Origin of the sequence: Curvibacter sp. PAE-UM (assembly GCF_001432305.1) — a bacterium.
GTDB lineage: Bacteria > Pseudomonadota > Gammaproteobacteria > Burkholderiales > Burkholderiaceae_C > Hylemonella.
Window position 1 is genome coordinate 692,440 of the sequence record NZ_KQ483358.1, and the last position, 24,607, is coordinate 717,046.

At 65.9% G+C, this 24,607-nt stretch carries 26 protein-coding genes and 1 pseudogene; 16 read left to right on the forward strand and 11 right to left on the reverse strand.

The features are described 5' to 3' along the window. Positions 1-26 precede the first annotated feature (26 nt). Positions 27-2,012 carry a monovalent cation:proton antiporter family protein gene (locus AO057_RS03440; RefSeq protein ID WP_057674317.1) on the reverse strand — a complete coding sequence of 662 codons (1,986 nt, stop codon included), beginning with the start codon at positions 2,010-2,012 and terminating at the stop codon, positions 27-29. Between the two features lie 43 nt (positions 2,013-2,055). Between AO057_RS03440 and AO057_RS03445 the strand changes: the two genes are divergently transcribed. The 4 genes from AO057_RS03445 to AO057_RS03460 are packed head-to-tail and all read left to right on the forward strand — an operon-like array spanning position 2,056 to position 5,013. Beyond that, positions 2,056-3,057: a KpsF/GutQ family sugar-phosphate isomerase gene (locus AO057_RS03445; protein WP_057674318.1), complete on the forward strand. Its 1,002-nt coding sequence runs from the start codon at positions 2,056-2,058 to the stop codon at positions 3,055-3,057. Then, positions 3,054-3,608, forward strand: coding sequence for a KdsC family phosphatase (locus AO057_RS03450; protein WP_082605397.1), 555 nt, complete (start codon positions 3,054-3,056; stop codon positions 3,606-3,608). Before AO057_RS03445 ends, AO057_RS03450 begins: the two co-directional genes overlap by 4 nt. Continuing rightward, the gene (lptC, locus tag AO057_RS03455; protein WP_057674320.1) at positions 3,605-4,222 is read left to right on the forward strand and encodes an LPS export ABC transporter periplasmic protein LptC; all 618 of its coding nucleotides are present in this window, start codon (positions 3,605-3,607) and stop codon (positions 4,220-4,222) included. The genes AO057_RS03450 and lptC overlap by 4 nt, the downstream gene beginning before the upstream one ends. Positions 4,223-4,236: 14 nt before the next feature. Continuing rightward, on the forward strand, positions 4,237-5,013 hold the full coding sequence (locus AO057_RS03460) for an SDR family oxidoreductase (protein ID WP_057674321.1): 777 nt from the start codon (positions 4,237-4,239) through the stop codon (positions 5,011-5,013). 112 nt (positions 5,014-5,125) lie between these two features. Here AO057_RS03460 and AO057_RS03465 read toward each other — a convergent pair whose 3' ends face one another. Then, a complete protein-coding gene (locus AO057_RS03465; protein ID WP_057674322.1) occupies positions 5,126-5,554 on the reverse strand; it encodes an RNA recognition motif domain-containing protein in 429 nt (142 codons plus the stop codon). Between the two features lie 241 nt (positions 5,555-5,795). After that, a pseudogene (locus tag AO057_RS03470) lies at positions 5,796-6,212 on the reverse strand (RNA recognition motif domain-containing protein); the annotation flags it as partial. Between the two features lie 248 nt (positions 6,213-6,460). On the opposite strand from AO057_RS03470, the gene AO057_RS03475 reads away from it, so the two are divergent. From AO057_RS03475 to AO057_RS03495, 5 genes are all read left to right on the forward strand, one after another. Next, a complete protein-coding gene (locus AO057_RS03475) occupies positions 6,461-6,994 on the forward strand; it encodes a peroxiredoxin family protein (RefSeq protein WP_057674324.1) in 534 nt (177 codons plus the stop codon). Positions 6,995-7,069: 75 nt separating this feature from the next. Next, positions 7,070-7,348 (forward strand): BufA1 family periplasmic bufferin-type metallophore, encoded by a 279-nt coding sequence (locus AO057_RS03480; protein ID WP_057674325.1) that lies wholly within the window; start codon positions 7,070-7,072, stop codon positions 7,346-7,348. 7 nt (positions 7,349-7,355) lie between these two features. Then, positions 7,356-8,273: an MNIO family bufferin maturase gene (locus AO057_RS03485; RefSeq protein ID WP_057674326.1), complete on the forward strand. Its 918-nt coding sequence runs from the start codon at positions 7,356-7,358 to the stop codon at positions 8,271-8,273. Next, complete coding sequence (locus AO057_RS03490) at positions 8,270-9,067, forward strand: HvfC/BufC N-terminal domain-containing protein (RefSeq protein ID WP_057674327.1); 798 nt, start codon at positions 8,270-8,272, stop codon at positions 9,065-9,067. Before AO057_RS03485 ends, AO057_RS03490 begins: the two co-directional genes overlap by 4 nt. 33 nt (positions 9,068-9,100) lie before the next feature. Further along, the gene (locus AO057_RS03495; protein ID WP_057674328.1) at positions 9,101-9,589 is read left to right on the forward strand and encodes a DoxX family protein; all 489 of its coding nucleotides are present in this window, start codon (positions 9,101-9,103) and stop codon (positions 9,587-9,589) included. On the opposite strand, the gene AO057_RS03500 is transcribed toward AO057_RS03495, so the two are convergent. Next, positions 9,579-10,781 (reverse strand): ammonium transporter, encoded by a 1,203-nt coding sequence (locus AO057_RS03500; RefSeq protein WP_057674329.1) that lies wholly within the window; start codon positions 10,779-10,781, stop codon positions 9,579-9,581. The genes AO057_RS03495 and AO057_RS03500 overlap by 11 nt on opposite strands. Positions 10,782-10,944: 163 nt before the next feature. On the opposite strand from AO057_RS03500, the gene AO057_RS03505 reads away from it, so the two are divergent. Beyond that, positions 10,945-11,511, forward strand: a complete 567-nt coding sequence (locus AO057_RS03505; protein ID WP_057674330.1) for a TMEM165/GDT1 family protein — start codon at positions 10,945-10,947, stop codon at positions 11,509-11,511. Between the two features lie 12 nt (positions 11,512-11,523). Here the strand turns inward: AO057_RS03505 and AO057_RS03510 are convergent, their stop codons facing one another. Continuing rightward, complete coding sequence (locus AO057_RS03510) at positions 11,524-12,339, reverse strand: formate/nitrite transporter family protein (RefSeq protein WP_057674331.1); 816 nt, start codon at positions 12,337-12,339, stop codon at positions 11,524-11,526. A gap of 180 nt (positions 12,340-12,519) precedes the next feature. Here AO057_RS03510 and AO057_RS03515 point away from each other — a divergent pair, with 180 nt between their 5' ends. Genes AO057_RS03515 through AO057_RS03525 form a run of 3 tightly spaced genes read left to right on the forward strand, consistent with a single transcriptional unit; the run spans position 12,520 to position 14,897 of the window. Then, positions 12,520-13,650, forward strand: a complete 1,131-nt coding sequence (locus AO057_RS03515) for a homoserine O-succinyltransferase MetX (protein WP_156404617.1) — start codon at positions 12,520-12,522, stop codon at positions 13,648-13,650. A gap of 58 nt (positions 13,651-13,708) precedes the next feature. Further along, positions 13,709-14,290 (forward strand): methionine biosynthesis protein MetW, encoded by a 582-nt coding sequence (metW, locus tag AO057_RS03520; protein ID WP_057674333.1) that lies wholly within the window; start codon positions 13,709-13,711, stop codon positions 14,288-14,290. 22 nt (positions 14,291-14,312) lie between these two features. Next, positions 14,313-14,897 carry a hypoxanthine-guanine phosphoribosyltransferase gene (locus AO057_RS03525; RefSeq protein WP_240480725.1) on the forward strand — a complete coding sequence of 195 codons (585 nt, stop codon included), beginning with the start codon at positions 14,313-14,315 and terminating at the stop codon, positions 14,895-14,897. Between the two features lie 23 nt (positions 14,898-14,920). On the opposite strand, the gene AO057_RS03530 is transcribed toward AO057_RS03525, so the two are convergent. Genes AO057_RS03530 through AO057_RS03540 form a run of 3 tightly spaced genes read right to left on the reverse strand, consistent with a single transcriptional unit; the run spans position 14,921 to position 17,712 of the window. Further along, complete coding sequence (locus tag AO057_RS03530) at positions 14,921-16,228, reverse strand: TRAP transporter large permease (RefSeq protein ID WP_057674335.1); 1,308 nt, start codon at positions 16,226-16,228, stop codon at positions 14,921-14,923. Then, the gene (locus AO057_RS03535) at positions 16,225-16,704 is read right to left on the reverse strand and encodes a TRAP transporter small permease (protein ID WP_057674336.1); all 480 of its coding nucleotides are present in this window, start codon (positions 16,702-16,704) and stop codon (positions 16,225-16,227) included. The genes AO057_RS03530 and AO057_RS03535 overlap by 4 nt, the downstream gene beginning before the upstream one ends. A 3-nt stretch (positions 16,705-16,707) precedes the next feature. Then, entirely contained in the window at positions 16,708-17,712 is a 1,005-nt protein-coding gene (locus AO057_RS03540; RefSeq protein ID WP_082605398.1) for a sialic acid TRAP transporter substrate-binding protein SiaP, read from the reverse strand. An 84-nt stretch (positions 17,713-17,796) separates the two neighbouring features. Here AO057_RS03540 and AO057_RS03545 point away from each other — a divergent pair, with 84 nt between their 5' ends. Both AO057_RS03545 and AO057_RS03550 read left to right on the forward strand, forming a co-directional pair. Further along, complete coding sequence (locus AO057_RS03545; protein WP_057677154.1) at positions 17,797-19,272, forward strand: M20 family metallopeptidase; 1,476 nt, start codon at positions 17,797-17,799, stop codon at positions 19,270-19,272. Positions 19,273-19,282: 10 nt separating this feature from the next. Further along, positions 19,283-20,122, forward strand: a complete 840-nt coding sequence (locus tag AO057_RS03550; RefSeq protein ID WP_057674337.1) for an alpha/beta hydrolase — start codon at positions 19,283-19,285, stop codon at positions 20,120-20,122. Between the two features lie 6 nt (positions 20,123-20,128). Here the strand turns inward: AO057_RS03550 and AO057_RS03555 are convergent, their stop codons facing one another. The 3 genes from AO057_RS03555 to AO057_RS03565 are packed head-to-tail and all read right to left on the reverse strand — an operon-like array spanning position 20,129 to position 23,123. Then, a complete protein-coding gene (locus AO057_RS03555; RefSeq protein ID WP_057674338.1) occupies positions 20,129-21,301 on the reverse strand; it encodes an MFS transporter in 1,173 nt (390 codons plus the stop codon). After that, a complete protein-coding gene (locus AO057_RS03560; protein ID WP_057674339.1) occupies positions 21,298-22,017 on the reverse strand; it encodes a 16S rRNA (uracil(1498)-N(3))-methyltransferase in 720 nt (239 codons plus the stop codon). Before AO057_RS03560 ends, AO057_RS03555 begins: the two co-directional genes overlap by 4 nt. An 11-nt stretch (positions 22,018-22,028) precedes the next feature. Next, a complete protein-coding gene (locus tag AO057_RS03565; protein WP_057674340.1) occupies positions 22,029-23,123 on the reverse strand; it encodes an aminoglycoside phosphotransferase family protein in 1,095 nt (364 codons plus the stop codon). A gap of 66 nt (positions 23,124-23,189) precedes the next feature. Here AO057_RS03565 and AO057_RS18195 point away from each other — a divergent pair. Next, positions 23,190-24,607: LPS-assembly protein LptD (locus AO057_RS18195; RefSeq protein ID WP_240480726.1), on the forward strand; the 1,418-nt coding region annotated here is incomplete at its 3' end.

Below are 24,607 nucleotides of genomic sequence, written 5' to 3' on the forward strand. Positions count from 1 at the left end.
CGTGAAAAGACGGGTGCTGCAGCGGGTCAGCCGCGCAGCAGTTTTTCCTCGGCCAGTGCCAGCGCCTCGGCCTGGCCGGAGAGCACCAGCGTATCCCCGTCTTCCAGCGTCAGGCTGGCATCGGGCGAGAGACTTTTGCCGCTATGCCGGCGCAGGCTGAGTATGCGGGTGTCGGCCAGGCGCGGCAAGAGTGTGCCCAGGGTCTGACCCAGGGCGTGGGCGCCGGTGGGCAGGGTCAGGCTGTGCAGACGCTCCTGCGCACCATCGTCGTCCGCCGTGTCGTCAGCGCCATGGAAATAACCGCGCAGCAGGTTGTAACGGGCGTCGCGCTGGTCCTGCACCAGTCGGATCACACGGCGCATGGGCACGCCCACCAGGGCCAAGGCGTGGCTGGCCAGCATCAGCGAGCCCTCGATCGACTCCGGCACCACTTCCGTGGCCCCCGCGGCACGCAGCCGGTCTAGCGCAAAGTCGTCCTGGGTGCGCACGATCACCGGGACGTGAGGGGCATGCGCACGCACATTGGCCAGCACCTTGAGGGCGCCCGGGACATCCAGGTAGGTGATGACGACCGCACTGGCGCGGCCCAGGCCGGCGGCCATCAGCGCTTGCAGGCGGGCTGCGTCGCCATAGGCGACGCTGTTACCGGCCGCCGTGGCCTGGCGCACCCGATCGGGGTCCAGGTCCAGCGCCATATAGGGGATCTTCTCGCCCTCCAGCATGCGCGCCAGATTCTGGCCGCAGCGGCCGTAGCCGCAGATGATGACGTGGCCGCTGGTGCCGATGGCCTGGCGCGCGATGCTGGTCATCTGCAGCGATTGCTGCAGCCATTCGCTGGCGACCAGCCGCAAGACCAGCCGGTTGCTGTACATGATGATGAAGGGCGTGGCCAGCATGGACAGCACCATGGAGGCGAGGATGGGGTTGAGCATGGCGGCCTCGATCAGGCCCTGTTCATGCGTCAGCGTCAGCAGCACGAAGCCGAATTCTCCCGCCTGCGTCAGGTACAGGCCGGTACGCAGGGCAACACCCATGGTGGCACCCAGGGCGCGCGTGAGGGCCGTGATCAGCACCAGCTTCAGCAGCAGGGAGGAAACCATGAGCATCAGCACCAGGGGCCAGCGTTGCCAGACGATGCTCCAGTCCAGCATCATGCCGATGGTGATGAAGAACAGGCCGAGCAGCACGTCGTGAAAGGGACGGATGTCGGTTTCCACCTGGTGCTTGAATTCGGTCTCCGAGATCAGCATGCCGGCGACAAAAGCCCCCAGCGCCAGGCTCAGGCCGGCCAGCTCGGTCAGCCAGGCCAGCCCCAGCGTGATCAGCAGCAGATTGAGCATGAAAAGCTCATTGCTCTTGTGGCGCGCCACCAGGGTGAGCCAGCGGCGCATCAGGCGCTGGCCACCCATCAGCAGCAGAGACAACAGCACCACGGCCTTGAGCAGGGCCAGGCCAAGCGAGCCCAGCAGCTCGTTGGCCGGGCTGCCCAGGGCTGGGATCAGCACCAGCAGCGGCACCACGGCCAGGTCCTGGAACAGCAGGATACCCATGACGCGTTTGCCGTGCTCGGACTCCAGCTCAAGCCGGTCGGCCATGAGCTTGACCACGATGGCCGTGCTGCTCATGGCCATGACACCCGACAACGCCAGCGCAGCCTGCCAGCTGATGGACCACTGGTCCGGCAGCAGCAGGGTCAGCAGGTAGGCGCCAGCCATGGTCAGCAGCATGGTGAACAGCACCTGCAGCAGGCCCAGGCCAAACACGTGGCGACGCATGGCGCGCAGGCGCGGCAGGTTGAATTCGAGCCCGATGGCAAACATCAGGAACACGACCCCGAATTCGGCGAGGTGGCGTACGCCCGTCGAGTTCTGCGCCAGCGCCAGCGCATTGGGCCCGATCAGCACGCCCACGACCAGGTAGCCGAGCATGGGCGGGAGCTTGAGACTGCGGAAAACGACGACCCCCAGCACGGCTGCCAGCAGGTAGATCAAGGTCAATTCAAGCCCGGTCATCCCCGGATACTAGCAAGACGACAGGCCCCGATAGAATCCATGCATGAGCGACAGCAAGCAGGAACCAGCGCCCCTGGATGCAGGCCGGGCCATCCGCCTTGCGCATGAGACCCTCGAGATCGAAGCCGCGGCCGTGTTGGGCCTGCGTCAGCACATCGGCGAGTCTTTTGCCCGGGCCGTGGCCCTGATGCTCAAGGTGCCGGGGCGGGTGGTCGTGATGGGCATGGGCAAGAGCGGGCACATCGGCCGCAAGATGGCCGCCACCCTGGCCTCTACCGGCACACCGGCCATGTTCGTCCATCCGGCCGAGGCCAGCCATGGCGACCTGGGCATGATCACTGCAGCCGATCTGCTGCTGGCGATTTCCAACAGCGGCGAGTCCGAGGAACTGACCGCGATCCTGCCGGTGCTCAAGCGACAGGGCGTGCCCCTGATCGCCATGACCGGCAATCCCGCGTCCACGCTGGGCCTGCATGCCGACCTGGTGCTCGACACGGCGGTCGAGAAAGAAGCCTGCCCCTTGAACCTGGCGCCCACGGCCAGCACCACGGCCCAGCTCGCCCTGGGGGATGCCCTGGCAGTGGCCTTGCTGGATGCCCGCGGCTTCAAGGCCGAGGACTTCGCCCGTTCACACCCCGGCGGCTCGCTCGGACGCAAGCTGCTCACCCATGTGAGCGACGTGATGCGCCAAGGTGAGGCGGTTCCGAAAGTCAGCCCGGAGGCCGGATTCAGCGCCATCATGCGAGAGATGAGTGCCAAGGGCCTCGGGGCGACGGCCATCGTGGACGCGCAGGACCGGGTGCTGGGCATCTTCACCGACGGTGACCTGCGTCGCCTGCTGGAAAAGGGCGTGGACATGCGCATGGGCAGCGCGCAGCAGTTCATGCATCCCAACCCGGTCACCATCGGGCACGACGCGTTGGCCGTGGAGGCCGCCGAGATGATGGAGGAGCGTCGCATCACCAGCGTGCTGGTGGTGGATGGCGAAGGGCGGCTGTGTGGCGCCTTGAACAGCAACGACCTGATGCGCTCGAAAGTCATATGAATACCGTGCGTCCTGCACTGAGTTTCCCGCCAGAACTGCTGTTGCGCGCACAGGGTATCCGGGTGGCGTTTTTCGATGTCGATGGTGTCCTGACCGACGGCGGCCTCTACATCGGCGAGACGGGTGAAAATCTCAAGCGGTTCAACACCCTCGACGGTCACGGCCTCAAGCTCTTGCAGCGCGCCGGCATCACGCCGGCGGTGATCACCGGCCGTGACAGCGCGGCCCTGCGTGTGCGCCTGCAGGCGCTGGGCATCCGCCATGTGCACTACGGTACCGAGGACAAGCGGCCGGCTGCCGAACTGACGCTCCAGGCCCTGGGACTGAACTGGTCGCAGGCGGCAGCCATCGGCGACGACTGGCCGGACCTGCCTGTCATGCAGCGCTGTGCCTTCGCTTGCGCGCCGTCCAATGCGCATGCCGAGGTGCTGGCGCGGGCCCACCATGTGACGAAGGCTCCGGGCGGCGCTGGCGCTGCCCGCGAGTTCTGCGATCTGTTGCTGGTGGCCAGCGGCCGTTATGCCGACCTGTTGCAGGAGTTCTTGCCGTGATCCGGGTCGTGCGCCTGGCCTGGGACAGGCTGTCGATCTATCTGCCCCTCATGCTCATGGGCCTGCTGGCGCTCGGTACCTACTGGCTGGTGCGCAGCACGCCCTTGCTGGAGCCCGGTGCGGCGGAACAGCCGCAGCGCAGGGACCCGGACTACCTGATGGAGCGCTTCTCGATCAAGACCTTCGACAACGAAGGGCGCCTCAAGAGCGAGGTCTACGGTGAACAGGCTCGGCACTATCCGCACACCGACCTCCTGGAAATCGACCAGGTGCGTATCCGCAGTTTCAACAGCCGCGGCCACCTGACGGTGGCCACGGCAAAACGCGCACTGGCCAACAACGATGCCAGCGAAGTACAGCTCATGGGCGATGCCCAGGTCGTGCGCGAGGCCACTGTCGACCGCAGCGGCGTTACCCTGCCGCGCGTGAGCTTCAATGGCGAGTTCCTTCATGCCTTCCTGGAAGACGAACGCATCAAATCGCACAAGCCGGTGGCACTGATGCGGGGCAACGACCGCATCACCGCGGAGAGCATGGACTACAGCAACTTCGACCAGGTCGTGGAACTGCGGGGTCGCGTGCGTGGCACGCTGCAGCCGCCGCAGGAACGCTGAGCTGCGCCGGACGTATGCGCAAGCTGGTCTTCATCACGGGCGCGTCCAGCGGCATCGGCCAGGCCCTGGCCAGGCGCTGCTATGAGGCCGGTTATGACCTGGCCCTGGTGGCCCGCCGCGCGCACGAGATGCAGCAGTGGGCCGACACCCACCAGCTCGACGTGCAGCGCTATCGCCTGTATGTCGCCGACGTGGCAGACGTCCAGAGCATCGTCGCGGCAGGACAGGCCTGCCTGACGCAACAGGGCCTGCCCGATCTGGTGGTGGCCAACGCCGGCATCAGCATCGGCATGGACACGGCCGAGCGCGAGGACCTGGCCGTCATGGCGCGCACCTTTGCGGTCAACAACACGGGCCTGGCGGCGACTTTCCATCCCTTTGTCGCGCTCATGCGCCAGCGTGGCACGGGGTGCCTGGTGGGCATCGCCAGCGTGGCTGGTATCCGCGGCCTGCCCGGCCATGGCGCCTACTGTGCCAGCAAGGCCGCCGTGATCAGCTATTGCGAGAGCCTGCGCGGTGAGTTGCGCGGCAGCGGTGTGCGCGTGGTCACGCTTTGTCCGGGTTATATCGACACCCCGCTGACGCGCGAGAACCGCTACGCCATGCCTTTTCTGATGTCAGCGCCCGACTTCGCCGAACGCGCCCTGCGCGCGATCGAGGCCGGGGTGAGCTACCGCGTCATCCCCTGGCAGATGGGCCTGGCGGCCCGCTTGCTGCGTTTGCTGCCCGACGCCCTGTTTGACCGCCTGCTGGCCGGCCGGCCGCGCAAGCATCGCGCGCCACCTCCGTGACGGGACCGGGCCGGTGAGTGCGGTTCCGCGGAGGCTGGACAAACGCTGAAGCCGGCGACCCAAAAAACAAAAAGGCCCCGTCTGGGGCCTTTCGTTTGCAAAGCAGGCAGGCTCAATAACCCCGACGACCGCCGCCACCGCCTCGTGGGTTGCCGTAGGGGCTGCGGAAACCACCTTCGCCACCGCCGCCGCCCTCACCGCCACCATAACCACCGCCGCCTTCGCGACGACCGCCACCACCATAGCCCCCACCGCCGCCGCCTCCGTAACCCCCTGTGCGTGGGGGTCGCGGCTCCATGGGACGGGCTTCGTTGACCACGATGCTGCGGCCGCCCAGGGGCTGGCCGTTCATGCCGTTGATGGCCGCCTGTGCTTCGGCATCGCTGCCCATTTCGACGAAACCGAAACCCTTGGAACGGCCGGTGTCACGCTCCATCATGACCTTGGCGCTGCTGACGGCGCCGAACTGGCTGAAGGCCTGTTCCAGGTCGTTGTCGCGGATGGAATAGGCAAGATTGCCCACGTAGAGTTTGTTGCCCATGCAGGGACTCCTGAGTCAAAGCTAAAACAAGCGATGGGGTCCCAGAAACGCAATCCATTCGTGTCGATGATGCGAATTCAGCAGATCACCGCAACCTTGTGACAGGCCTCCCAGCCGCCACTTTTTAATTATTGACACAGAAATTCGCTTCCGACAAGGTGCTCCAGCCTAGTAAAAACCATGAAAAAAGGGCCCGAAGGCCCCTTTTGGTCAGCGTAGAACGGGATCAGTAGCTGCTACGGCCACCGCCGTAACCACCACCACCGCCTTCGCGACGGCCACCGCCACCGCCACCGCCGTAACCACCGCCGCCACCGCCACCGCCATAGCCGCCACCACCACCGTAGCCGCCGCCGCCACCACCGCCACCGCCGTAACCACCACCACCACCGCTACGGGGCGGGCGGGCTTCCATCGGACGGGCTTCATTGACCACCAGGGCGCGGCCGCCTTGTTGCTGGCCGTGCAGGGCGGCAATGGCGGCTTGTGCTTCAGCATCGCTGCCCATTTCCACAAAACCGAAGCCCTTGGAACGGCCGGTGTCGCGCTCCATCATGACCTTGGCGCTGCCGACGCTACCGAACGCGGAAAAGGCGCGCTGCAGGTCTTCGTCACGGAAGGAATAGGGCAGGTTGCCCACGTAAAGTTTGTTGCCCATGGAGGGACTCCTCAAAAAGACTCAGGTAAGGCGATGGAGTCAGATAGCCGCGAGCAACAAAGCACTGAAGACTTGAAGAAGACGCAAAACCGACGAATCACCGCAATTTAGTACCACCGATTTACAGAAGTACGGGCTCATTATGCGTTATCCCGCTGAAATATCCAGCAAGTGGATACCCGCAGGCCCTGTATCTGTAAGAAAGAGGGGCTTGGAAACGACAAAACGGTCTTATCCGGAGCAAAACCATGTACAGGATTGCAAACCTCGCCCTGGCCCTGCTGTTGACACTGCCTGCCGCGCCCAGGGCCCAGGCGCAAACGCAGCCACAAGCGGCCCGGGCCGTTGCGTCGGTCGCAACAGGGCAGCCCAGGCTGATCGGCCAGACCTTCGAGGGTCGGCCTTTTGACCTGGCAGGGCTGCGTGGCAAGGTCGTCCTGGTGGTGTTCTGGTCGACCACCTGCGCCGTGTGCCGCGACAAGATGGGCGAACTGCGCGCCAATTACGAAGGCTGGCGCGGTCAGCCCTTCGAGATGGTCCTGGTCAACCAGGACCGGCGCCTGCAGGACGTGCAAGCCTACGAGCAGATCCTTGCCCTGACGGTGCCCCGCGCGCAACGTTTTCCACAACTCTGGAGCGGCCAGCCGGGTCATGTCGACAGTTTTGGCGCGCAAGCCGTGTTGCCGGCCACCTACATCATCAACAAGAGCGGAACCGTGGAAAAGGCCTATGCGGGCCGCATTCCGCCGGAGGCCTGGGATGACATCGCCGATCTGCTGTAAGAAAAGCGGCTCGGACCCCGACTCAAGCTGTAGCCGGGCGATGGTCGCGCGGCCTTATTCACCAGGAGTATTTCCATGAACCAACGTGCCATCGTTGCCGCCGCTGCGGCCACCCTCCTCTCCACCTTGTTCGTGGCCACCCCGGCCATGGCCCAGAGCAAGGAAAAATGCTACGGCATTGCCAAGGCCGGGCAGAACGATTGCGCCAGCCTCGCGGGCACCCATTCCTGCGCCGGCCAGGCCAAGCTGGACAACGACAAAGGCTCCTGGAAGTACGTGACCAAGGGCACCTGCAAGCAGATGATGGGCATGACAGCCGACGAAGCCAAGATGGCTGCCGGCAAGAAGAGCTGATCCGGCCATGACGGTGCGCCAGCCCGTGTCTTCGGCCCCCGGTCTGTGCGAAGCCGCCGGCGTGGGCATAGGCTGGCGGCATCCGCACTACGGCGAGTTGCTGGAAACCCTGCCGTCCCTGGCCTTTCTCGAGGTCCACTCGGAGAACTTCTTCGGTACCGGCGGCGCCGCGCTGGCCGTGCTGGAGCAGGGGCGTGCCCATTACCCGGTCAGCTTGCATGGGGTCGGGCTGGGACTGGGTTCGGTGGCCGGCGTGGATCCCCGGCATCTGGAACAGCTGGCGATGCTGGTGGCGCGCATCGAACCCTGCCTCGTCAGCGACCACGCCTGTTTCACCCACGGCATGCTGCCGGGCCAGGCCACAGCGGTCCACGCCGGAGATCTGCTGCCCCTGCCCTTCAGCCGCGCCGCGCTGGATGTGCTGTGTCGCAACGTGCAGCTTGTGCAGGACCGCCTGCGGCGGCCGCTGCTGGTGGAAAACCTTTCTGCCTATGTCCAGTGCCCTGGCAACGAGATGACGGAAGTCGAGTTTCTGCATGAATTGGCGCGCCGCAGCGGCTGTCGTCTGCTGCTGGACATCAACAACCTGTATGTGAACGCGCGCAATGCCGCCTTGCGCGGCGAATTGCCGGACCCGCAAGCCGCCGTGCGCCACACCCTGGACATGCTGGATCCGGCGTTGATCGGAGAGATCCACCTGGCCGGTCACACCGATGTGCATGATGGCGGTGTGCATCTGGTCATCGACGATCACGGCCAGCGGGTCTGCGACGAAGTCTGGGCCCTGTATGCCTATGCCCGGGAACAGCAGGGGGCCATCCCGACCTTGATCGAGTGGGATACCGGGCTGCCGCCGCTGACCGTCCTGCTGGACGAGGCCGCGCGCGCGGCGGCAGTGGCCCATCGGGTGGTGGAAACCGCATGAGCGCTCAGGCCGTACCCACAAACACGGTGCTGGCTGGCTGGCAGCAGTCCCTGCTGGCCGCCCTGTGGGCGCCAACACACGACGAAGCCCTGGACCAGCTGGCCGCGCCAGGCGTGGCGCATCGCCACTTCATGTGGCGGGGCATCGCGGCCTATCGCAGCCATGCTGCCGCCCAGGCCGTGCGCTCGCTGGGCGCAGCTTATCCCGTGGTGGAGCACCTGGTCGGGCAAGAAAATTTCGAGGCGCTATCGCGCCTGCTATGGCGTGAGCGACCGCCGCAGGGCGGTGATCTGGCGCAATGGGGCGCGGCCCTGGCGGCGCAGATCGAAGACCTGCCCGAACTGGTGGCTGACTTGCCCTTCCTGGTCGATGTGGCACGGGTCGAATGGGCCCTGCACAGCATGGCCACGCTGGGTGATGCCCAGGCGGAACCCGCCAGCTTCACGTTGTTGGCCCACGAGGATCCCGCCAAGCTGTGGTTCGATCTTGCCCCCGGTACGGCCTGCTTCAGCAGTGCCTGGCCGGTGGTGACGCTGATCGAGGCGCAGCACAGCGCGTCGTCCCGGCCGGCCCGCAGCGGTGAAACCGCGCGGGTCTGGCGTTGCGGCTGGCGGCCCAGGCTGGGCCTGGCGCAGCCTGGTGAGCCGACGTTTCTGCGGGCCGTGCAAGAGGGAAAGAGTCTGGGCGCGGCGCTGGGATCTGCACCAGGCTTCGATTTCAGCGCCTGGCTGGCGCCCGCTGTGCGAGAGGGTCTGTTGCTGCGCGTCGTGCTCAACCCGGCACGTCATGCCTGAAGGCCGTGCAAAAAATACGAGGAGAGTCACACCATGCCAAGAACCAACACCCATTCGCTGCCGCTGTTTCTGTGGACCCGGCTGAGCCAGGGCTTGCAAGCCCTGCAGCCGGCCGCCGCCCTGCTGGCGCGCTTGTACGTGGCGCAGGTCTTTTTCCTGTCCGGTCTCACCAAGCTGCGCGATTGGGAGATCACGGTGGCCCTGTTCACCGACGAGTACCAGGTGCCGCTGCTGTCGCCCGCGCTGGCTGCCTGGCTGGGCACGGCGGGTGAACTGCTGCTGCCGCTCATCCTGGTCCTGGGTCTGGGTGCCCGCTTCGCGGCGCTGGGCCTGAGTGTGGTGAATGCCGTGGCCGTCATCAGTCTGGCCGAGATCGCACCGGCCGCCCTGCAGCAGCACATCCTCTGGGGTGTGCTGCTGGCAGGGCTGGCCATTTACGGCCCCGGGCGCTGGACGCTGGAACGCCGGGCCTGGCCCTGGTTGTTGCAACGCATGGGCCAGAAGGCGGGGCTTACCAGTTGACCTCGCGGTCCGATGTTGCGCCGATCTTGTGGATGCTCAGGTCGGCGCCGTCGAACTCCTCTTCCTGGCTCAGGCGCAGACCCATGGTGACCTTGAGCGCACCGTAGACCACGAAGCCGCCGATCAGCGCCCACAACACGCCCAGGCCGGTGCCGATCAGCTGGCCCGTGAGGGTGACGCCACCCAGGCCGCCCAGGGCCTTGCTGCCGAAGATGCCGGCGGCGATGCCGCCCCAGGTCCCGCACAGCCCATGCAGGGGCCACACGCCCAGCACGTCGTCGATCTTCCACTTGTTCTGCGTCAGCGTGAACATGAAGACGAAGATGGCACCGGCCACGCCGCCCACCACCAGCGCGCCCAGTGGATGCATCAGGTCCGAGCCGGCGCAGACGGCGACCAGGCCGGCCAGGGGGCCGTTGTGCACGAAGCCCGGGTCGTTCTTGCCCAGCAGCAACGCGGCCAGCGTGCCGCCAGCCATGGCCATCAGGGAGTTGACCGCCACCAGGCCCGAGATCTTGTCCAGGGTCTGGGCGCTCATGACGTTGAAGCCGAACCAGCCGACCACCAGCACCCAGGCGCCCAGGGCCAGGAAAGGGATGCTGGAGGGCGGGTGGGCCGAGATGCCGCCATCCTTGCGGTAGCGGTTGTAGCGCGCACCCAACAAGAGCACGGCCGGCAGCGCGATCCAGCCGCCCACGGCGTGCACCACGATGCTGCCCGCGAAGTCATGGAACTCCTCGCCGGTGACGGACTTGATCCAGGCCTGGATGCCGAAGTGCTGGTTCCAGGCGATGCCTTCGAAGAAGGGATAGACAAAGCCGACGATCACGCCGGTGGCGATCAGTTGCGGCCAGAACTTGGCGCGCTCTGCAATGCCGCCAGAGATGATGGCCGGAATGGCGGCCGCAAACGTCAGCAGGAAAAAGAACTTCACCAACTCGTAGCCATTCTTGGCCACCAGCTGTTCGGCGCCGATCAGAAAGTTGGTGCCATAGGCCACGCCATAACCGACCAGGAAATAGACCACGGTGGAGACCGAGAAGTCCACCAGGATCTTGATCAGGGCATTGACCTGGTTCTTGCGCCGTACGGTGCCTAGTTCCAGGAAGGCAAAGCCGGCGTGCATGGCCAGAACCATGATGGCGCCGAGCAGGATGAACAGGGCATCAGCGCCCTGCTTTAGTGCGTCCATTTTGAGATCTCCGAAAAAATGCTTTTGTCTGGTGCAAAAACCAGAATTTTTAAGAAATGCACCAATGACAAGCAAAATCCAGGCCAAACTGCGCCAAGGGAGTGCAACGAACGCACCAAGCCGGGCTGGGAGGGGCCGCGAACCGGCTCGGTAGAATTGACCGATGGAAGCTTTTCTGATTTCGACCGGCCTGGTCGCGCTGGCCGAAATGGGCGACAAGACGCAGCTGCTCGCCCTCATCCTGGCGGTTCGTTTTCGCAAACCCTGGCCCATCGTGGCCGGCATCCTGGTCGCCACCGTGGTCAACCATGCCCTGGCCGGTGCGCTCGGGGCCTGGGTCACCACGGTGCTGGGTCCGGTCTGGTTGCGCTGGATCCTGGGCCTGTCCTTCCTGGCCATGGCGGCCTGGATGCTGATCCCCGACAAGTTCGACGACGACGACGAAGCCACCCAGCCTCGCTGGGGTGTGTTTGGCACCACCGTGGTCGCCTTCTTCCTGGCCGAGATGGGCGACAAGACCCAGATCGCGACCGTGATGCTGGCCGCGCAATACCAGGCCTGGGCCTGGGTGGTCGCCGGGACCACGCTGGGCATGATGCTGGCCAACGCGCCCGTGGTCTGGCTGGGCGAGCGCATGACGCGCCGCATTCCGATCCGGCTGGTGCACCTCGTCTCGGCGGGGATCTTCGTGGTGCTGGGCCTGGCGGTGCTGTTCGGCTGGGGCGCTTAGGGCCTGTCCGTCCTAGCCCGGCTTGCGCCGGTAGATCACGTGGTAGGCCAGGCCCACCAGCACACTGCCGCCGACCAGATTGCCGGCGATCACCGGCAGCAGATTGCCCAGCATGCCGCTCCAGGTGACCGGAGGCGTCGCGCCCAGCGGGCCGAAGTGTTGCAGCAGCATGGCCAGCGGCATCAGGTACATATTGGCAATGCTGTGCTCGAAGCCGGCGGCGACAAAGGCCGTGATGGGCGGCACCACGGCCACCGCCTTGTCCACCACGCTGCGCCCGGCCATGGCCATCCACACGGCCATGCAGACCAGCACATTGCACAGCACGCCGCGAAAGAAGGCCTGTACCGGTGACAGGTCCTGCTTGGCCAGCGCGATCTTCACGACCTGCTGGCCGATGGCACCGCCGTTCATGTCGGTGTGGCCGCTGGCAAACACCAGCACCGCCAGGCCGGCCGCGCCGACGAAGTTGGCCACGCACACCAGCACCCAGTTGCGCAGCACTTCCGCACTGCTGATGCGGCCATCGGCCCAGGCCATGGCCAGCAGGTTGTTACCGGTGAAGAGTTCGGCCCCGGCCACCACCACCAGCAACAGGCCGAGCGAGAACACCAGGCCGCCCCCGATGGCCGTTGCGGCAAAACCCAGCGTGGCATCGGACTTCACCAGCACGAACAGCATGGCTCCCAGACCGATGAAAGCGCCCGCGAGCACACCCAGCATCAACAGAGGCAAGGTCGGCAGGCGCGCCTTGCTCACCCCGACCGATTCGATGCGCTGGGCGATTTCGCTCGGGGCGTAGGCGTCGGATCCGTACAGCTCGGACATGGGTTACTCCGGTATCGGGTGGTGAAGACTTGGACTTATACTAATCCTCAGCGCCGATTTGAACCCGATTGCGGGCGCCGGAACCCTGGAGTTCCGAAGTTCAGCTAAACAGGCAAGGTGTTTCCGCCATCTGAGACCCGGCCTAGCTGAACGCTATGCCGGGTTTTGTTTTTTAAGCTACTGATGTTGATTGCCCAGCCCCAGGCCATGACCTTCGATGCCACCCTGCCCTTGCAGAGCGGCGCGAGCATCCGCGGCTACACCCTGGCCTACGAGACCTACGGCAGGCTCAATGCCGACAAGTCCAACGCCGTGCTGATCTGCCATGCCCTCAACGCCTCGCACCACGTGGCCGGCGTCTACGAAGGCCAGCCCAAAAGCGAGGGCTGGTGGGACAACATGATCGGCCCGGGCAAGCCGGTGGACACCGACAAGTTTTTCGTCATCGGCGTCAACAACCTGGGCTCCTGCTTCGGCTCCACCGGGCCCATGCATGTGAATCCGGACACGGGCAAGGTCTACGGCGCCGACTTCCCGGTGGTGACGGTGGAGGACTGGGTCAATGCCCAGGCGCGCCTGCTCGATGCCCTGGGCATCCAGACCCTGGCGGCTGTCATGGGCGGCAGCCTGGGCGGCATGCAGGCTTTGAGCTGGACACTGCAGTACCCCGGGCGTGTGCGCCACGCCGTGGTGGTGGCCAGCGCGCCCAACCTCAACGCCGAGAACATTGCTTTCAACGAAGTGGCGCGCCGCGCCATCGTGACCGACCCGGATTTTCACCGTGGACATTTCTACGAGCACGGCGTGATCCCCAAGCGCGGCCTGCGCATCGCACGCATGATCGGCCATATCACCTACCTGAGCGACGACGTCATGAACGAGAAGTTCGGCCGCCAGCTGCGCGAGGGCCTGGATCTCAAGTACTCGACCCAGGACATCGAATTCCAGATCGAGAGCTACCTGCGTTACCAGGGTGACAAGTTCAGCGAGTACTTCGACGCCAACACCTACCTGCTGATCACACGCGCGCTGGACTACTTCGATCCGGCACGACGGCACGACGGTGACCTGACGCGCGCGCTGGCGGCGGCGCGTTGCAAGTTCCTGCTGGTGAGTTTCAGCACCGATTGGCGTTTCTCGCCCAAACGCAGCCGCGAGATCGTCAAGGCTCTGCTCGACAACCGGCGCGAGCTCAGCTACGCCGAGATCGATGCGCCGCATGGACACGACGCCTTCCTGCTGGACGACGCGCGCTACATGAAGCTGGTGCGCTCCTACTTCCAGGGCGTTGCGCAGGAGCTGGCAGCATGAGCGCCGCCCGGCTGCCCGAAGGCGCTTGCACCGCAGTGCTCAGCACGGAGCTTACCCAGTGAGCGACCGCCTGACCCTGGAAACCATCGCCAGCCTGGTGCCGCAGGGCGCCCGCGTGCTGGACCTGGGCTGCGGCGACGGCGCCCTGCTGGCCCATCTGCAGGCCACACGCGGCTGCAGCGGCTACGGCATCGAGATCGCCGACGACAACGTGCTGGCTTGCGTGCAGCGCGGGGTGAACGTCATCCAGCTCAACCTGGACGAAGGCCTGGCCCTGTTCGAAGACCAGAGCTTCGACGTGGTGCTGCAGATCGACACCTTGCAGCATCTGCGCAATGCCGAGACCGTGCTGCGCGAGACGGCGCGCGTGGGCCGCATGGGCATCGTGGCCTTCCCCAATTTTGCGCACTGGCCCAACCGCTTGAGCGTGCTGGGCGGACGCATGCCGGTGACGCGCCGCCTGCCTTACCAGTGGTACGACACACCCAATATCCGCGTCGGCACCCATGCCGATCTCGAAGTGCTGGCCCAACGCAACGGTTTGCAGATACTGGACAGCTTCGGCCTGCACAACGGCCGCCTGCGGCGTTTCATGCCCAATCTGCTGGCCAGCACGGCGGTGCTGAAGTTTTCGCGTTGAACATCCGTACCGGGAGCCGACCATGTCTGCCACCCCAGAAATGAGCGCCCTCGCCCACGCGACCAAGGCCCGTGCCCTGCTGGCCCAGGCCACGGAGGTGTTTGACGCCGCGGCTGTGCAGGCGGCGCTGGCCCGGATGGCGGGCCAGATCAATGCCCGTTTTGAGCAGGAGGGCGCCCCCGCTTTCCCCTTGGTGCTGGGTGTGATGGGCGGCGCCGTGGTGTTTGCGGGCCAGCTCCTGACGCGCCTGAGTTTCCCCCTGGAGTTCGATTACATCCACGTCACCCGCTACGGCGCCAAGGACCATGGCGGACGCATCGAGTGGAAGGTGGAGCCGCGCGCCGATGTGCGCGGGCGCACGGTGATCGTGCTCGACGACATCCTGGACGAGGGCGAGACCCTGGCGCATGTGCAGGAACGCCTGCTGGCGATGGGCGCCACGGAGGTGCTGCTGGCGGTGTTTGCCGACAAGGCCATCGGCAAGTCCAAACCGGCCCGCCCCGATTACGTGGGCCTGGTGGTGCCGAACAAGTTTCTGGTCGGTTATGGCATGGACGCCTATGGCTACTGGCGCAATCTGCCCGGTATCTGGGCGCTCGATATCTAGCCGTACTGCACGCGGCTTGTGCCTCAGCCGCCCGCCGTGCTGCCGTAGCCCATGGTCCGGGGCAGCCAGAGCACGATCTCGGGAAACAGGGTCATGGCCACCAGCAGCCCCAGCAACATCACCAGGAAGAGCCAGCCTTCGCGCATCATCTCGCCGATGGGAATGCCGGTCAGTGCCTTGGTGACAAAGAGCAGCATGCCAAAGGGCGGATGGATCAGCCCGATCATCATGTTGAGCACCACCAGCACGCCGAAGTGGACCAGGTCTACGCCCAGCATCCTGGCCGCGGGCAGCAGCATGGGCACGAAGACCAGCAGCAGGACGGAGACATCCAGGAAACAGCCCAGCACCAGGAACAGCGCGTTCACCATGAACAGGAACTGCAGACGGCTCAGCTGCAGGCCGTCGACCCAGGCGGCCATGGCCTGGGGTACCCCTTCGGCCGTGAACGCATAGTTCAGCATGAAGGAGCCGGCCAGGATGATGGTGATCACGGCGCTGGAACGTGTGGACTCCAGCACCACGCCCCAGAACGAGCGCCAGCTCAGCGCGCGGAAGACCACGGCGGCCAGGATCAACGCGTGCAGGGCGGCGACGGCCGCTGCCTCGGTGGGCGTGAAGGCGCCTGAGTAGATGCCGCCCAGCAGCACGATGGGCATGGACAGCGGCAACGCCCCGCGAAACAGGATGCCCGGCCATTCCTTGAGCGGCACCGGGGCCTCGCGCGGCATATTGCGCTTGTGGGCGATGTAGTGCACCACACCCATCATGAGCAGCGTCATGCATACCCCGGGCACCACGCCACCGAGAAACAGCGCACCGACCGAGGCGCCCGACACCAGCGCATAGATCACCATGGGAATGGAGGGCGGGATGATGGGCCCCAGGGTGGCGCTGGCCACGACCACGGCCCCGGCAAAACCGCGGCTGTACTCGGGCTTCTTGAGCATCTGCTTGATCGTGACCAGGCCTGGCCCGGCGGCGTCGGCAATGGCGCTGCCGCTCATGCCTGAAAAAATCACGCTGACCAGGATGTCCACCTGCGCCAGGCCGCCGCGCATGCGGCCGACCAGGATGCGGCAGAAGTCGAAGATGCGTTCGCTGACCGTGCCCGCGTTCATGATGTTGGCGGCGAAAACGAAGAGCGGCACGGCCAGCAGCACATAGCTGTTGTACAGGCCGTTGCTGACCTGCTCGGCCACCAGGCCCAGGTCCTGGCCCTTGACCAGCAGATAGGCCACCCCGGCCATCAGCATCGAAAACCCGATCGGCATGCGCAGCAGCATGCCGGCCAGCACCACGCCCACCAGAGTCCACAGCGCCAGGCTCATGAGGAAGGCTCCGGGTCGTCCAGGTCCTGGCCGCGGTAGGTCCGCCAGAGGCCATGCAGGCTGCGCCCCACCAGGGCCAGCAGCAGCAGCACGAAGGGCAGGAAGACCCACTCAAAGGACAGGCCGAGCACGGGCGTGCCTTCGCGCCCCATGAAATGCACATAGTCCCAGCTGGCCGGGATGGCCACTGCCGCCAGGCCGCCGATCATCAGGTGGCCTGCGAAACGCATGACGCGGCGCACGCGCCGGCTGGCGCTGTTCCACAGCAGGTCGAACACCACGTGCTCGCGCTCGGGCACCATGAAAGCCGAAGCCCAAAGGATGACCCACAGGTAGAGCACCACGGCCAGCTCATCGGTCCAGGGCAGGGGCCGGTTGAAGCCGAAGCGGGCCGTGATCTGCACCAGGAAGACCCCGAAAAGACCCAGGAACATCACACCGCCCAGTGTCTGGGCGGCCTTGCGCAGCAGGCCCATGGATCAGCGGGTGGCGTTGATGCGCTCGAGCAGACCCGCCGGCCAGACCTTGGCGTAGTCCGAACGCGCGTAGGTGTCCTGGACCGATTTGCGGAAGGCCTCGACGTCGGGTGTGCTGATCTGCAAACCCTGTTGCCGGAAGAAGTCCACCAGCTGGCCCTCTTCCTTGATCCGGTTCTCGTTGTTGAACTTCGCTGCCGCCTGTGCCGCGGCCGTCACGTGCTGCTTCTGCGCTGGCGTCAGGGCGTTCCAGCTCCTGTTGGAGATGGTGATGAAGAGACTGTCGACCAGGTGCTGGGTCAGCACCAGTTGTTTGGTCACCTCGTAGAACTTGGCGGCCCGCGCCGTGGGCAGCGGGTTGTCCTGGCCGTCGATGGTGCCGGTCTTCAGGCCCAGATAGACCTCGCCGAAGGCCAGCGGCGTGGCGGTGGCGCCCAGTGCGTCACCCAGGAACAGCCATTCCTTGGTGCCGGGCATGCGCAGCTTCACGCCCTTGAGGTCGGCCGGCGTGCGTACGTTGCGCACCTCGCGCAGGTTGAGCTGGCGCGTGCCCAGATAGACCGTGGAGAGCACGGTCACGTCCATCTTCTCGGACACGGTCTTGAACAGTTCGGTGCCGATCGGGCCGTTGAAGACCTTCTGCTGGTGCTGCGGGTCCCGCACCACATAACCGGCGGTGAAGATCGAGAAGGCCGGCACCAGCTTGGCGATGTCGAAGGCCGAGATCGAGGCCAGTTCCAGGTTGCCACGCGCCATGGCGGCCGGCTCGGCGCCCTGCTTGAACAGCGAGGCGTTGAGGTTGATCTGCACGTCGAACTGGTTCGGGGCGGATTTCTCCAGCGCATCCTTGAACACGGTCCACATTTTTGCGTGCCAGTCGTCGGGCACGGCGGGGGAGGAGATGCGCAGGGGAATCCTGGCCTGGGCCACGGCCGGCTGGGCCAGGCCGCATAGAGCCGCGGCGCAGGCGAGCAGCAGGCCGCGGCGCAGGGGGGAGGCTGTAGTCACGGGGGTCTCCTGATGGTTTTGAGAGTGTAAGCAGGCCGGGGATGAATATACTGGCAGCGGCCCAGCATTTCGACAAGGATGCGCATGAACACCCGTGCCCCCCAAACCGTGCTCGATACCGCCCAGGCGCTGGAGGAGATCAGCCGCGCCTGGGACGGGGACATCGTGCGCCAGCTCAGCGACTACATCGCCATCCCGGCCAAGTCGCCCATGTTCGACCCGCAGTGGGCGCAGCATGGCTACATCGATACCGTGGTTCGTCATGCGGCCACCTGGGTCGAGGCGCAAAAGGTCGAGGGCCTGAAACTCGAAGTGATCAGGCTCGAGGGCCGCACGCCTGTGATCTTCTTCGAACTGCCGGCCAGCCGCGGTGCATCCGATGCAACGGTGTCATCGCAGACCGTGCTCATGTACGGTCACCTGGACAAACAACCCGAGTTCAGCGGCTGGCGCAAGGACCTGGGGCCCTGGACCGCCAAATACGAAGACGGCAAGCTCTACGGCCGCGGCGGTGCCGACGACGGCTACGCCATCTACGCCAGCATTGCGGCCATCGCCGCGCTGAAAAGCCAGAAACTCGCCCATCCGCGCATCGTCGGCCTGATCGAGACCTGCGAGGAAAGCGGCTCCTACGATTTGCTGCCCTATGTGGATGCCCTGCGTACGCGCCTGGGTGATGTGGGCCTGGTGGTCTGTCTGGACTCCGGCGCTGGCAATTACGACCAGCTCTGGCTCACCACCAGCCTGCGCGGCATGGCCAGCGGTGTGCTCAAGGTGGAGATCCTGACCGAAGGCGTGCACTCGGGCGATGCCAGTGGTGTCGTGCCCTCAAGCTTTCGCATCCTGCGCCAGGTCCTGGACCGGCTGGAAGACAGCAAGACCGGCCGTCTGCTGCCGCAGAGTTTTCATTGCGAGGTGCCTATCGAACGCCTGGAGCAGGCCCGCGCCACGGCCGCCATCCTGGGCGAGGAGCTGTACAGGCGCTTTCCCTGGGTGCATTACGACTGTGAGGGCGACAGCCGTGTTGCCCTGCCGATGACCACCGACCCCTTGCAGGCCCTGCTCAACCGCACCTGGGTGCCGACGCTCAGCGTCACCGGTGCCGAAGGCCTGCCGGACCTGCAGAACGCCGGCAACGTGCTGCGCCCCCATACCGCTTTCAAGCTCTCGCTGCGCCTGCCGCCCCTGGTGGAGGCGGCCACGGCGGTGCAGGAGCTCAAGGCCCTGCTGGAAGACAACGCGCCTTACCAGGCGCGCGTGACCTTCGAGGGCCTGAGTTCGGCCACCGGCTGGAACGCGCCAGCGACGGCGCCTTGGTTCGCGCAGGCTCTGGACGAGGCCTCGCGCAACTTCTACGGTGCACCTTGCGGCTACATCGGCCAGGGTGGCACCATCCCGCTCATGAACATGCTGTCGCGCGGTTTTCCGAAAGCCCAGATGATGGTCTGTGGCGTGCTCGGCCCCAAGAGCAACGCCCACGGCCCCAACGAGTTCCTGCACGTGCCCTATGCTCGCAAGCTGACGGCGGCGGTGGCGCAGGTCATCGCCCGGATGGCCTGAGGATCAACGCATGCCGGAATCCACTCTGACCACTTTTGTCGCCGCCGACGGCGACAACCTCGCCATCCAGGACTGGCCACTCGACCCCGGCACCCCGCTGCGCGGCGTGGTGCTGCTGGTGCACGGCCTGGGCGAACACGCCGGGCGCTACGACGAACTGGCCCGGCGACTCAACAGCTGGGGTTTCGCCGTGCGTGGTTATGACCAGTACGGCCACGGCGAGTCCGGTGGCGTGCGCGGGGGTCTGCCCTCGGACAACCGCCTGGTGGAAGACCTGGCCGACGTGCTGAGCAGCACGCGCAAGCGCATGGACGCCGGTTTGCCGCTGATCCTGCTGGGACACAGCATGGGCGGCCTGGTCGCCGCGCGGCTGGTGGCCCTGGGCCTGGCGCGCGTGGATGGCCTGGTGCTGTCCTCACCCGCCTTCGATCCCGGGCTCAATGCCATCCAGCAGTTGCTGCTGGCGGTGCTGCCGTCGATCGCGCCGAATCTGCGCGTACGCAATGGCCTCGATCCGACCTGGATCTCGCATGATCCGAAGGTGGTGCAGGCTTATCGGCATGACAAGCTGATCCACGACCGCATTTCCGGGCGGCTGGCGCGTTTCATCGCCGATGGCGGCGCAGCGACGCTGGGAGCGGCACCGTTATGGCAGGTACCCACGCTGCTGCTTTATGCGGGAGCGGACAAGCTGGTCAGCCCGCGCGGCAGCGCGGCTTTTGCCCAGGCCGCGCCGGCCCGGGTGGTGACGGCCCACTGCTTCGAGGGCCTTTACCACGAGATCTTCAACGAACTGGAGCGCGAGCCGGTCTATGCCCGGCTGCAGCAGTGGCTGGACCGCTGGTTTTGAAGTTGCTCAGGCCGGTGGGGCCGCCTGGCGGCGCAGCGCCAGCCACAGCAGTGCCAGGCCAGTCAACGCGACCGGCACCAGCGAACCGATGTTGAGCCATTGCCAGCCTTGGGTGGTGACCAGCGCGCCGGAGGCAAACGAGGTCAGGGCCATGACGGCAAACACGCAGAAATTGATGGCGGCCTGGGCCCGGTCCTTTTCCTCGGGCCGGTAGGCCTGCAGCGCCAGCGTGGTGCTGCCCGTGAAAAGGAAGTTCCAGCCCACACCGAGCAGGAACAGCGCGATGAGGAACTGGTGCAGGTCCACCCCAGTGAGCGCGATCACGATGCAAAGGAAGTTGAGCAGCACGCCCACGCCCATGATGGCCAGTGTGCCGAAGCGCTTGATCAGATGGCCGGTGAAGAAGCCCGGGGCGAACATGCCGATCACGTGCCACTCCAGCACCAGGGCCATATCGTCAAAGGGATAACCGCAGACCTGCATGGCCAGCGGGGTGGCCGCCATGAGCAGGTTCATCACGCCGTAGCCCAGCGCAGCGCCGACGATGGCCACCAAAAACAGGGGCTGGCGCACGATCTCCCAGATCGGCCGGCCGCTGGAAGCGCCGGGTGCCGCTCGCGGCACGGCCGGAAACCGCACCAAGGTCATCAGGCCCATGCCGAGCACGGCAACAAACGCCAGCGCCAGATAGGCTCCGGCAAAAGGCGTGGCCAGCAGGCTCTTGGTGTATTTGGCCAGGTTCGGGCCGACGATGGCGCCGATCAGGCCGCCGGCCAGCACCAGCGATACCGCTTTTTCGCGGTAGTCGGGGGCCGCCAGCTCGGCGGCGGCAAAACGGTAGAGCTGCCCGTTGGCGCTGTAATAACCGGCCACCACGGTGGCCGCCACCAACAGCCAGAAGTTGTGGCTCCAGGCGGCATAGGCGCACAGCAGGGCCGACAGCAGCGCCACTCCCAGGCCGATCTGGAAGGAGATCTGGCGACCGTAGCGCGCCTGGGAGCGCGCCACCAGACCGGTGCTCAAGGCACCGCCGACCACATACCCCATGACGGGCAGCGTGGCCATCCAGCCCAGCGGGGCCAGGCTCAGCCCGACCAGGCCGTTGATGGCGATGAAAACGACGTTGTTGGTGAGGAACAGGCCTTGGCAGACAGCCAGCAACAGCAGGGGGCGATTCATGGACCCAGTGTAAGGGCTGCAAGCGCAGCCAGTGGGGCCGTTTCGGCGCGCAGCGTGCGTGCGCCGAGGCTGACGGGCACAAAACCCTGCGCACGCGCCGCCTGCTCTTCGGCGGGGCTCAACCCGCCCTCGGGGCCCGAGAGGAAGACCACGGGCTGCGAGGACAAGCGGGCCAGCTGCAGCGAGAGCGGGACGCTGTCGGTTTGCAGCGACAGCAGCAGACGCTGCACAGGCAGGCCGGAGGCGAGCCAGGCCGCGACCGATTGCACGGCATGCACGGCTGGCACGCGGTTGCGGCCACTCTGCTCGCAGGCCGCGATGGCCACGCCCTGCCAGTGGCTGCGTTTCTTCTCGGCACGCTCGCCGGCCAGGCGCAGCACGCTGCGTTCAGCCTGCAGCGGCTGCAGGCTGGCGACGCCAAGCTCGGTGGCCTTCTCGACCAGCCAGTCCATGCGCTCATTGGCAGGCATGCCCACGGCCAGGTGCACCTCGCGCGGGGCTTCGCGTTCGATGGTGGCGTGCGCGACGACCTCCACGAGCACGTCGCTGCGCCCCATGCGGGTGATGCGGGCCTCGCTTTCACCGCCTTCGCCATTGAACAGGGTGATGGTCTGGCCCGGCTGCAGGCGCAGGACCTGCACATGGCGCGCGGCGCTGTCGGGCAGTTCCAGCGTGGCGCCGATGGGCTGCGGCGTGGGACAGTGAAAGCGCGGCATGAGAACCGCCTTCAGACGCGGCCGAAGGCGTAGCCGCCGGCGTCGCTGATGCCCTCCACCTCGTCCACCAGCCGCAGCAGGGGCTTGAGTTCGATGTAGCGCGAGCAGGTGGCACGGATATAGGCGATGAAACGCGGCGCATCGGCCAGGTACTGCGGCTTGCCGTCGCGCAGCGTCAGCCGCGCGAAGATGCCGGCCACCTTGAGGTGGCGCTGCAGGCCCATCCACTCGACGCCGCGGTAGAACTCGCCGAAATCATCGCCAACCGGCAGGCCGGCAGCACGCGCCTTTTGCCAGTAGCGGATGGTCACGTCGAGCACGAAGTCCTCTTCCCAGCTGAGAAAAGCGTCGCGCATCAGGCTGGCGATGTCGTAGGTGACGGGACCATACACGGCATCCTGGAAGTCCAGTACCCCGAGTCGCGTCTCGGCCGCATCGCCGGGGATCATCAGGTTGCGCGGCATGAAATCGCGGTGCACGTAGACGCCGGGCCAGGCCAGATTGCGCTCGATGATGAGCGCGAACATCCGGTCCAGCGTCTCGCGCAGTTTGCCCTCGACGGCAACGCCGCGATGGCGTGCCAGGTACCACTCGGGGAAAAGTTCGAGTTCGCGTCGTAGCAAAGCCGTGTCGTAAGGGGGCAGTACGTCCGGCAGTGAGGCCTTTTGCCAGTCGACCAGGGCATCCACCGCCTTCAGGTACAGCGGCAGGTTGGCCGTGGCTTGGTCCTTGTCGATGACCTGCATCATGGTCTGTCCGCCCAGGTCGGACAGCAGCATGAAGCCCAGTGGTTCGTCCCAGGCCAGGATCTGCGGCACGTTCAGCCCGGCTTGCGCCATGAGGCTGGCGATCTGCACGAAGGGGCGGCAATTTTCCTTGTCCGGCGGGGCGTCCATGATGATGCGGCTGCCCTGTTCGCTATCGATACGCAGGTAGCGCCGGAAGCTGGCGTCGGCCGAGGCCGGGCGCAGGCTGGAGGCCTGGAGGCGCTGCGGGCCGGCCAGTCCGGCCAGCCAGCGATCGAACGCAGCGGCGCGTTCGGGGCTGGACCAGGAGACGGGGGGCGTGGCGCTGGCCGCGGCAGGGGTGGGAATAGGTAGGCTCATGGATAATCCATTCTACAAACCCTGCTTCACCCGGGCCCTTCCGTTTTGTCCATCCATTTGCGTCCCGTGCTGAAACCACTGGCACTGCTGGCCTGTGTGCTGTGGCAGGGCAGCTGGGCGCACGCCCAGCAGGTGCCTGCCGCGCAGGACGCATTGCGCTTGCGCATGAGTCCGCGACTTGAGGACCGTATCGGGCAGGAGCAGCGCAACGCTGCGCCTACCTTCCTGTCCAGTCAGCGCCTTTCGGCGGAAACCGACAGCGAAGTGTCTCTCGAAGGCCAGGTCGTGTTGCGGCGGACCGATCTGGTGATCCGCGCAGACCATCTTGACTACGACCAGGCCCGCGATCTGGCGCGGGCGCGCGGCAATGTACGCATCAACCAGGCCGGTAATACCTTTGAGGGTCCGGCGCTGGAACTCAAGGTGGGCGCCTTTGAGGGCTATTTCGAGCGACCGAGTTACCAGCTGTTGGCCAACGATGCCCATGGCGAGGCCGAGCGCATTGACTTCCTGGACGACAAGCGCGCCGTGGTGCGAAATGCCACCTTCACGACCTGCCAGCGCCAGCCCGGGCCGGACTGGATGCCCGACTGGATCCTGCGTGCGGCCACGCTGCGCTTCGACAGCGAAGAAGAAACGGCGCAGGCGGAAGACGCCACGCTCAGCTTCCAGGATGTGCGGCTGGTGGGGGTCTCCTCGGTGACCTTCCCGCTTTCCGACAAGCGCAAATCCGGCCTGCTGGCGCCCACTTTCGGCGTGGACAGCATCAGCGGTACCGAAGTGACCGTGCCTTATTACTGGAACATCGCGCCCAACCGGGATGCGACTTTCTACCCCACGGTGATGAGCAAGCGCGGCGTGAACTATGGCGGTGAGTTCCGCTACCTTGAGCCGGTCTACCAGGGCCGCTTGCGGGCCGACTACATGCCGGGGGACCTGCTGCGCCAGAGGGATCGCTGGGGCGGCTCCTACCAGCATACCGGTGTGATCGACACCGGTAGTAGTAGCGTGGGCGGACTGGGACTCAACCTGAACCTCAACCGGGTCAGCGACGACGACTACTGGCGCGACTTCCCGCGTACGACCACTTCGCTGACGCAGCGCCTGCTGGCCAATGACGCCGCGCTGAACTGGGGCCGTGGCTACTATTCGGCCTCGCTGCGCACGCTCAAGTGGCAAACCCTGCAGGACCCCCTGGCACCGATCACACCGCCGTATGACCGCCTGCCACAGATCGTGGGGCGTTATCTGCAACCCGATGCCGGGGGCTTCGATGTCGGCCTGGAGGCCGACTACACCGACTTCCAGGCCGACCGCCGGCTGACTGGCCAGCCCAACACGCAGCGCAGCGTGATGCGCGGCCAGTTGAGTTATCCCGTCCTGGGGGCCGCCGGTTTCTTCGTGCCCAAGGTCCAGCTGCATGCGGCCAGCTACCACTTCGACGCCCCGTTGGCGAGCGGACAGTGGCAGGGGGGGCGCCGGGG

Bases quoted from the DNA above. Each gene is read 5' to 3' on its own strand.
- AO057_RS03440 (WP_057674317.1), bottom strand. From the start codon at position 2,012: ATGACCGGGCTTGAATTGACCTTGATCTACCTGCTGGCAGCCGTGCTG.
- AO057_RS03445 (WP_057674318.1), top strand. From the start codon at position 2,056: ATGAGCGACAGCAAGCAGGAACCAGCGCCCCTGGATGCAGGCCGGGCC.
- AO057_RS03450 (WP_082605397.1), top strand. From the start codon at position 3,054: ATGAATACCGTGCGTCCTGCACTGAGTTTCCCGCCAGAACTGCTGTTG.
- AO057_RS03460 (WP_057674321.1), top strand. From the start codon at position 4,237: ATGCGCAAGCTGGTCTTCATCACGGGCGCGTCCAGCGGCATCGGCCAG.
- AO057_RS03465 (WP_057674322.1), bottom strand. From the start codon at position 5,554: ATGGGCAACAAACTCTACGTGGGCAATCTTGCCTATTCCATCCGCGAC.
- AO057_RS03475 (WP_057674324.1), top strand. From the start codon at position 6,461: ATGTACAGGATTGCAAACCTCGCCCTGGCCCTGCTGTTGACACTGCCT.
- AO057_RS03480 (WP_057674325.1), top strand. From the start codon at position 7,070: ATGAACCAACGTGCCATCGTTGCCGCCGCTGCGGCCACCCTCCTCTCC.
- AO057_RS03485 (WP_057674326.1), top strand. From the start codon at position 7,356: ATGACGGTGCGCCAGCCCGTGTCTTCGGCCCCCGGTCTGTGCGAAGCC.
- AO057_RS03490 (WP_057674327.1), top strand. From the start codon at position 8,270: ATGAGCGCTCAGGCCGTACCCACAAACACGGTGCTGGCTGGCTGGCAG.
- AO057_RS03495 (WP_057674328.1), top strand. From the start codon at position 9,101: ATGCCAAGAACCAACACCCATTCGCTGCCGCTGTTTCTGTGGACCCGG.
- AO057_RS03500 (WP_057674329.1), bottom strand. From the start codon at position 10,781: ATGGACGCACTAAAGCAGGGCGCTGATGCCCTGTTCATCCTGCTCGGC.
- AO057_RS03505 (WP_057674330.1), top strand. From the start codon at position 10,945: ATGGAAGCTTTTCTGATTTCGACCGGCCTGGTCGCGCTGGCCGAAATG.
- AO057_RS03510 (WP_057674331.1), bottom strand. From the start codon at position 12,339: ATGTCCGAGCTGTACGGATCCGACGCCTACGCCCCGAGCGAAATCGCC.
- AO057_RS03525 (WP_240480725.1), top strand. From the start codon at position 14,313: ATGTCTGCCACCCCAGAAATGAGCGCCCTCGCCCACGCGACCAAGGCC.
- AO057_RS03530 (WP_057674335.1), bottom strand. From the start codon at position 16,228: ATGAGCCTGGCGCTGTGGACTCTGGTGGGCGTGGTGCTGGCCGGCATG.
- AO057_RS03535 (WP_057674336.1), bottom strand. From the start codon at position 16,704: ATGGGCCTGCTGCGCAAGGCCGCCCAGACACTGGGCGGTGTGATGTTC.
- AO057_RS03545 (WP_057677154.1), top strand. From the start codon at position 17,797: ATGAACACCCGTGCCCCCCAAACCGTGCTCGATACCGCCCAGGCGCTG.
- AO057_RS03550 (WP_057674337.1), top strand. From the start codon at position 19,283: ATGCCGGAATCCACTCTGACCACTTTTGTCGCCGCCGACGGCGACAAC.
- AO057_RS03555 (WP_057674338.1), bottom strand. From the start codon at position 21,301: ATGAATCGCCCCCTGCTGTTGCTGGCTGTCTGCCAAGGCCTGTTCCTC.
- AO057_RS03560 (WP_057674339.1), bottom strand. From the start codon at position 22,017: ATGCCGCGCTTTCACTGTCCCACGCCGCAGCCCATCGGCGCCACGCTG.
- AO057_RS03565 (WP_057674340.1), bottom strand. From the start codon at position 23,123: ATGAGCCTACCTATTCCCACCCCTGCCGCGGCCAGCGCCACGCCCCCC.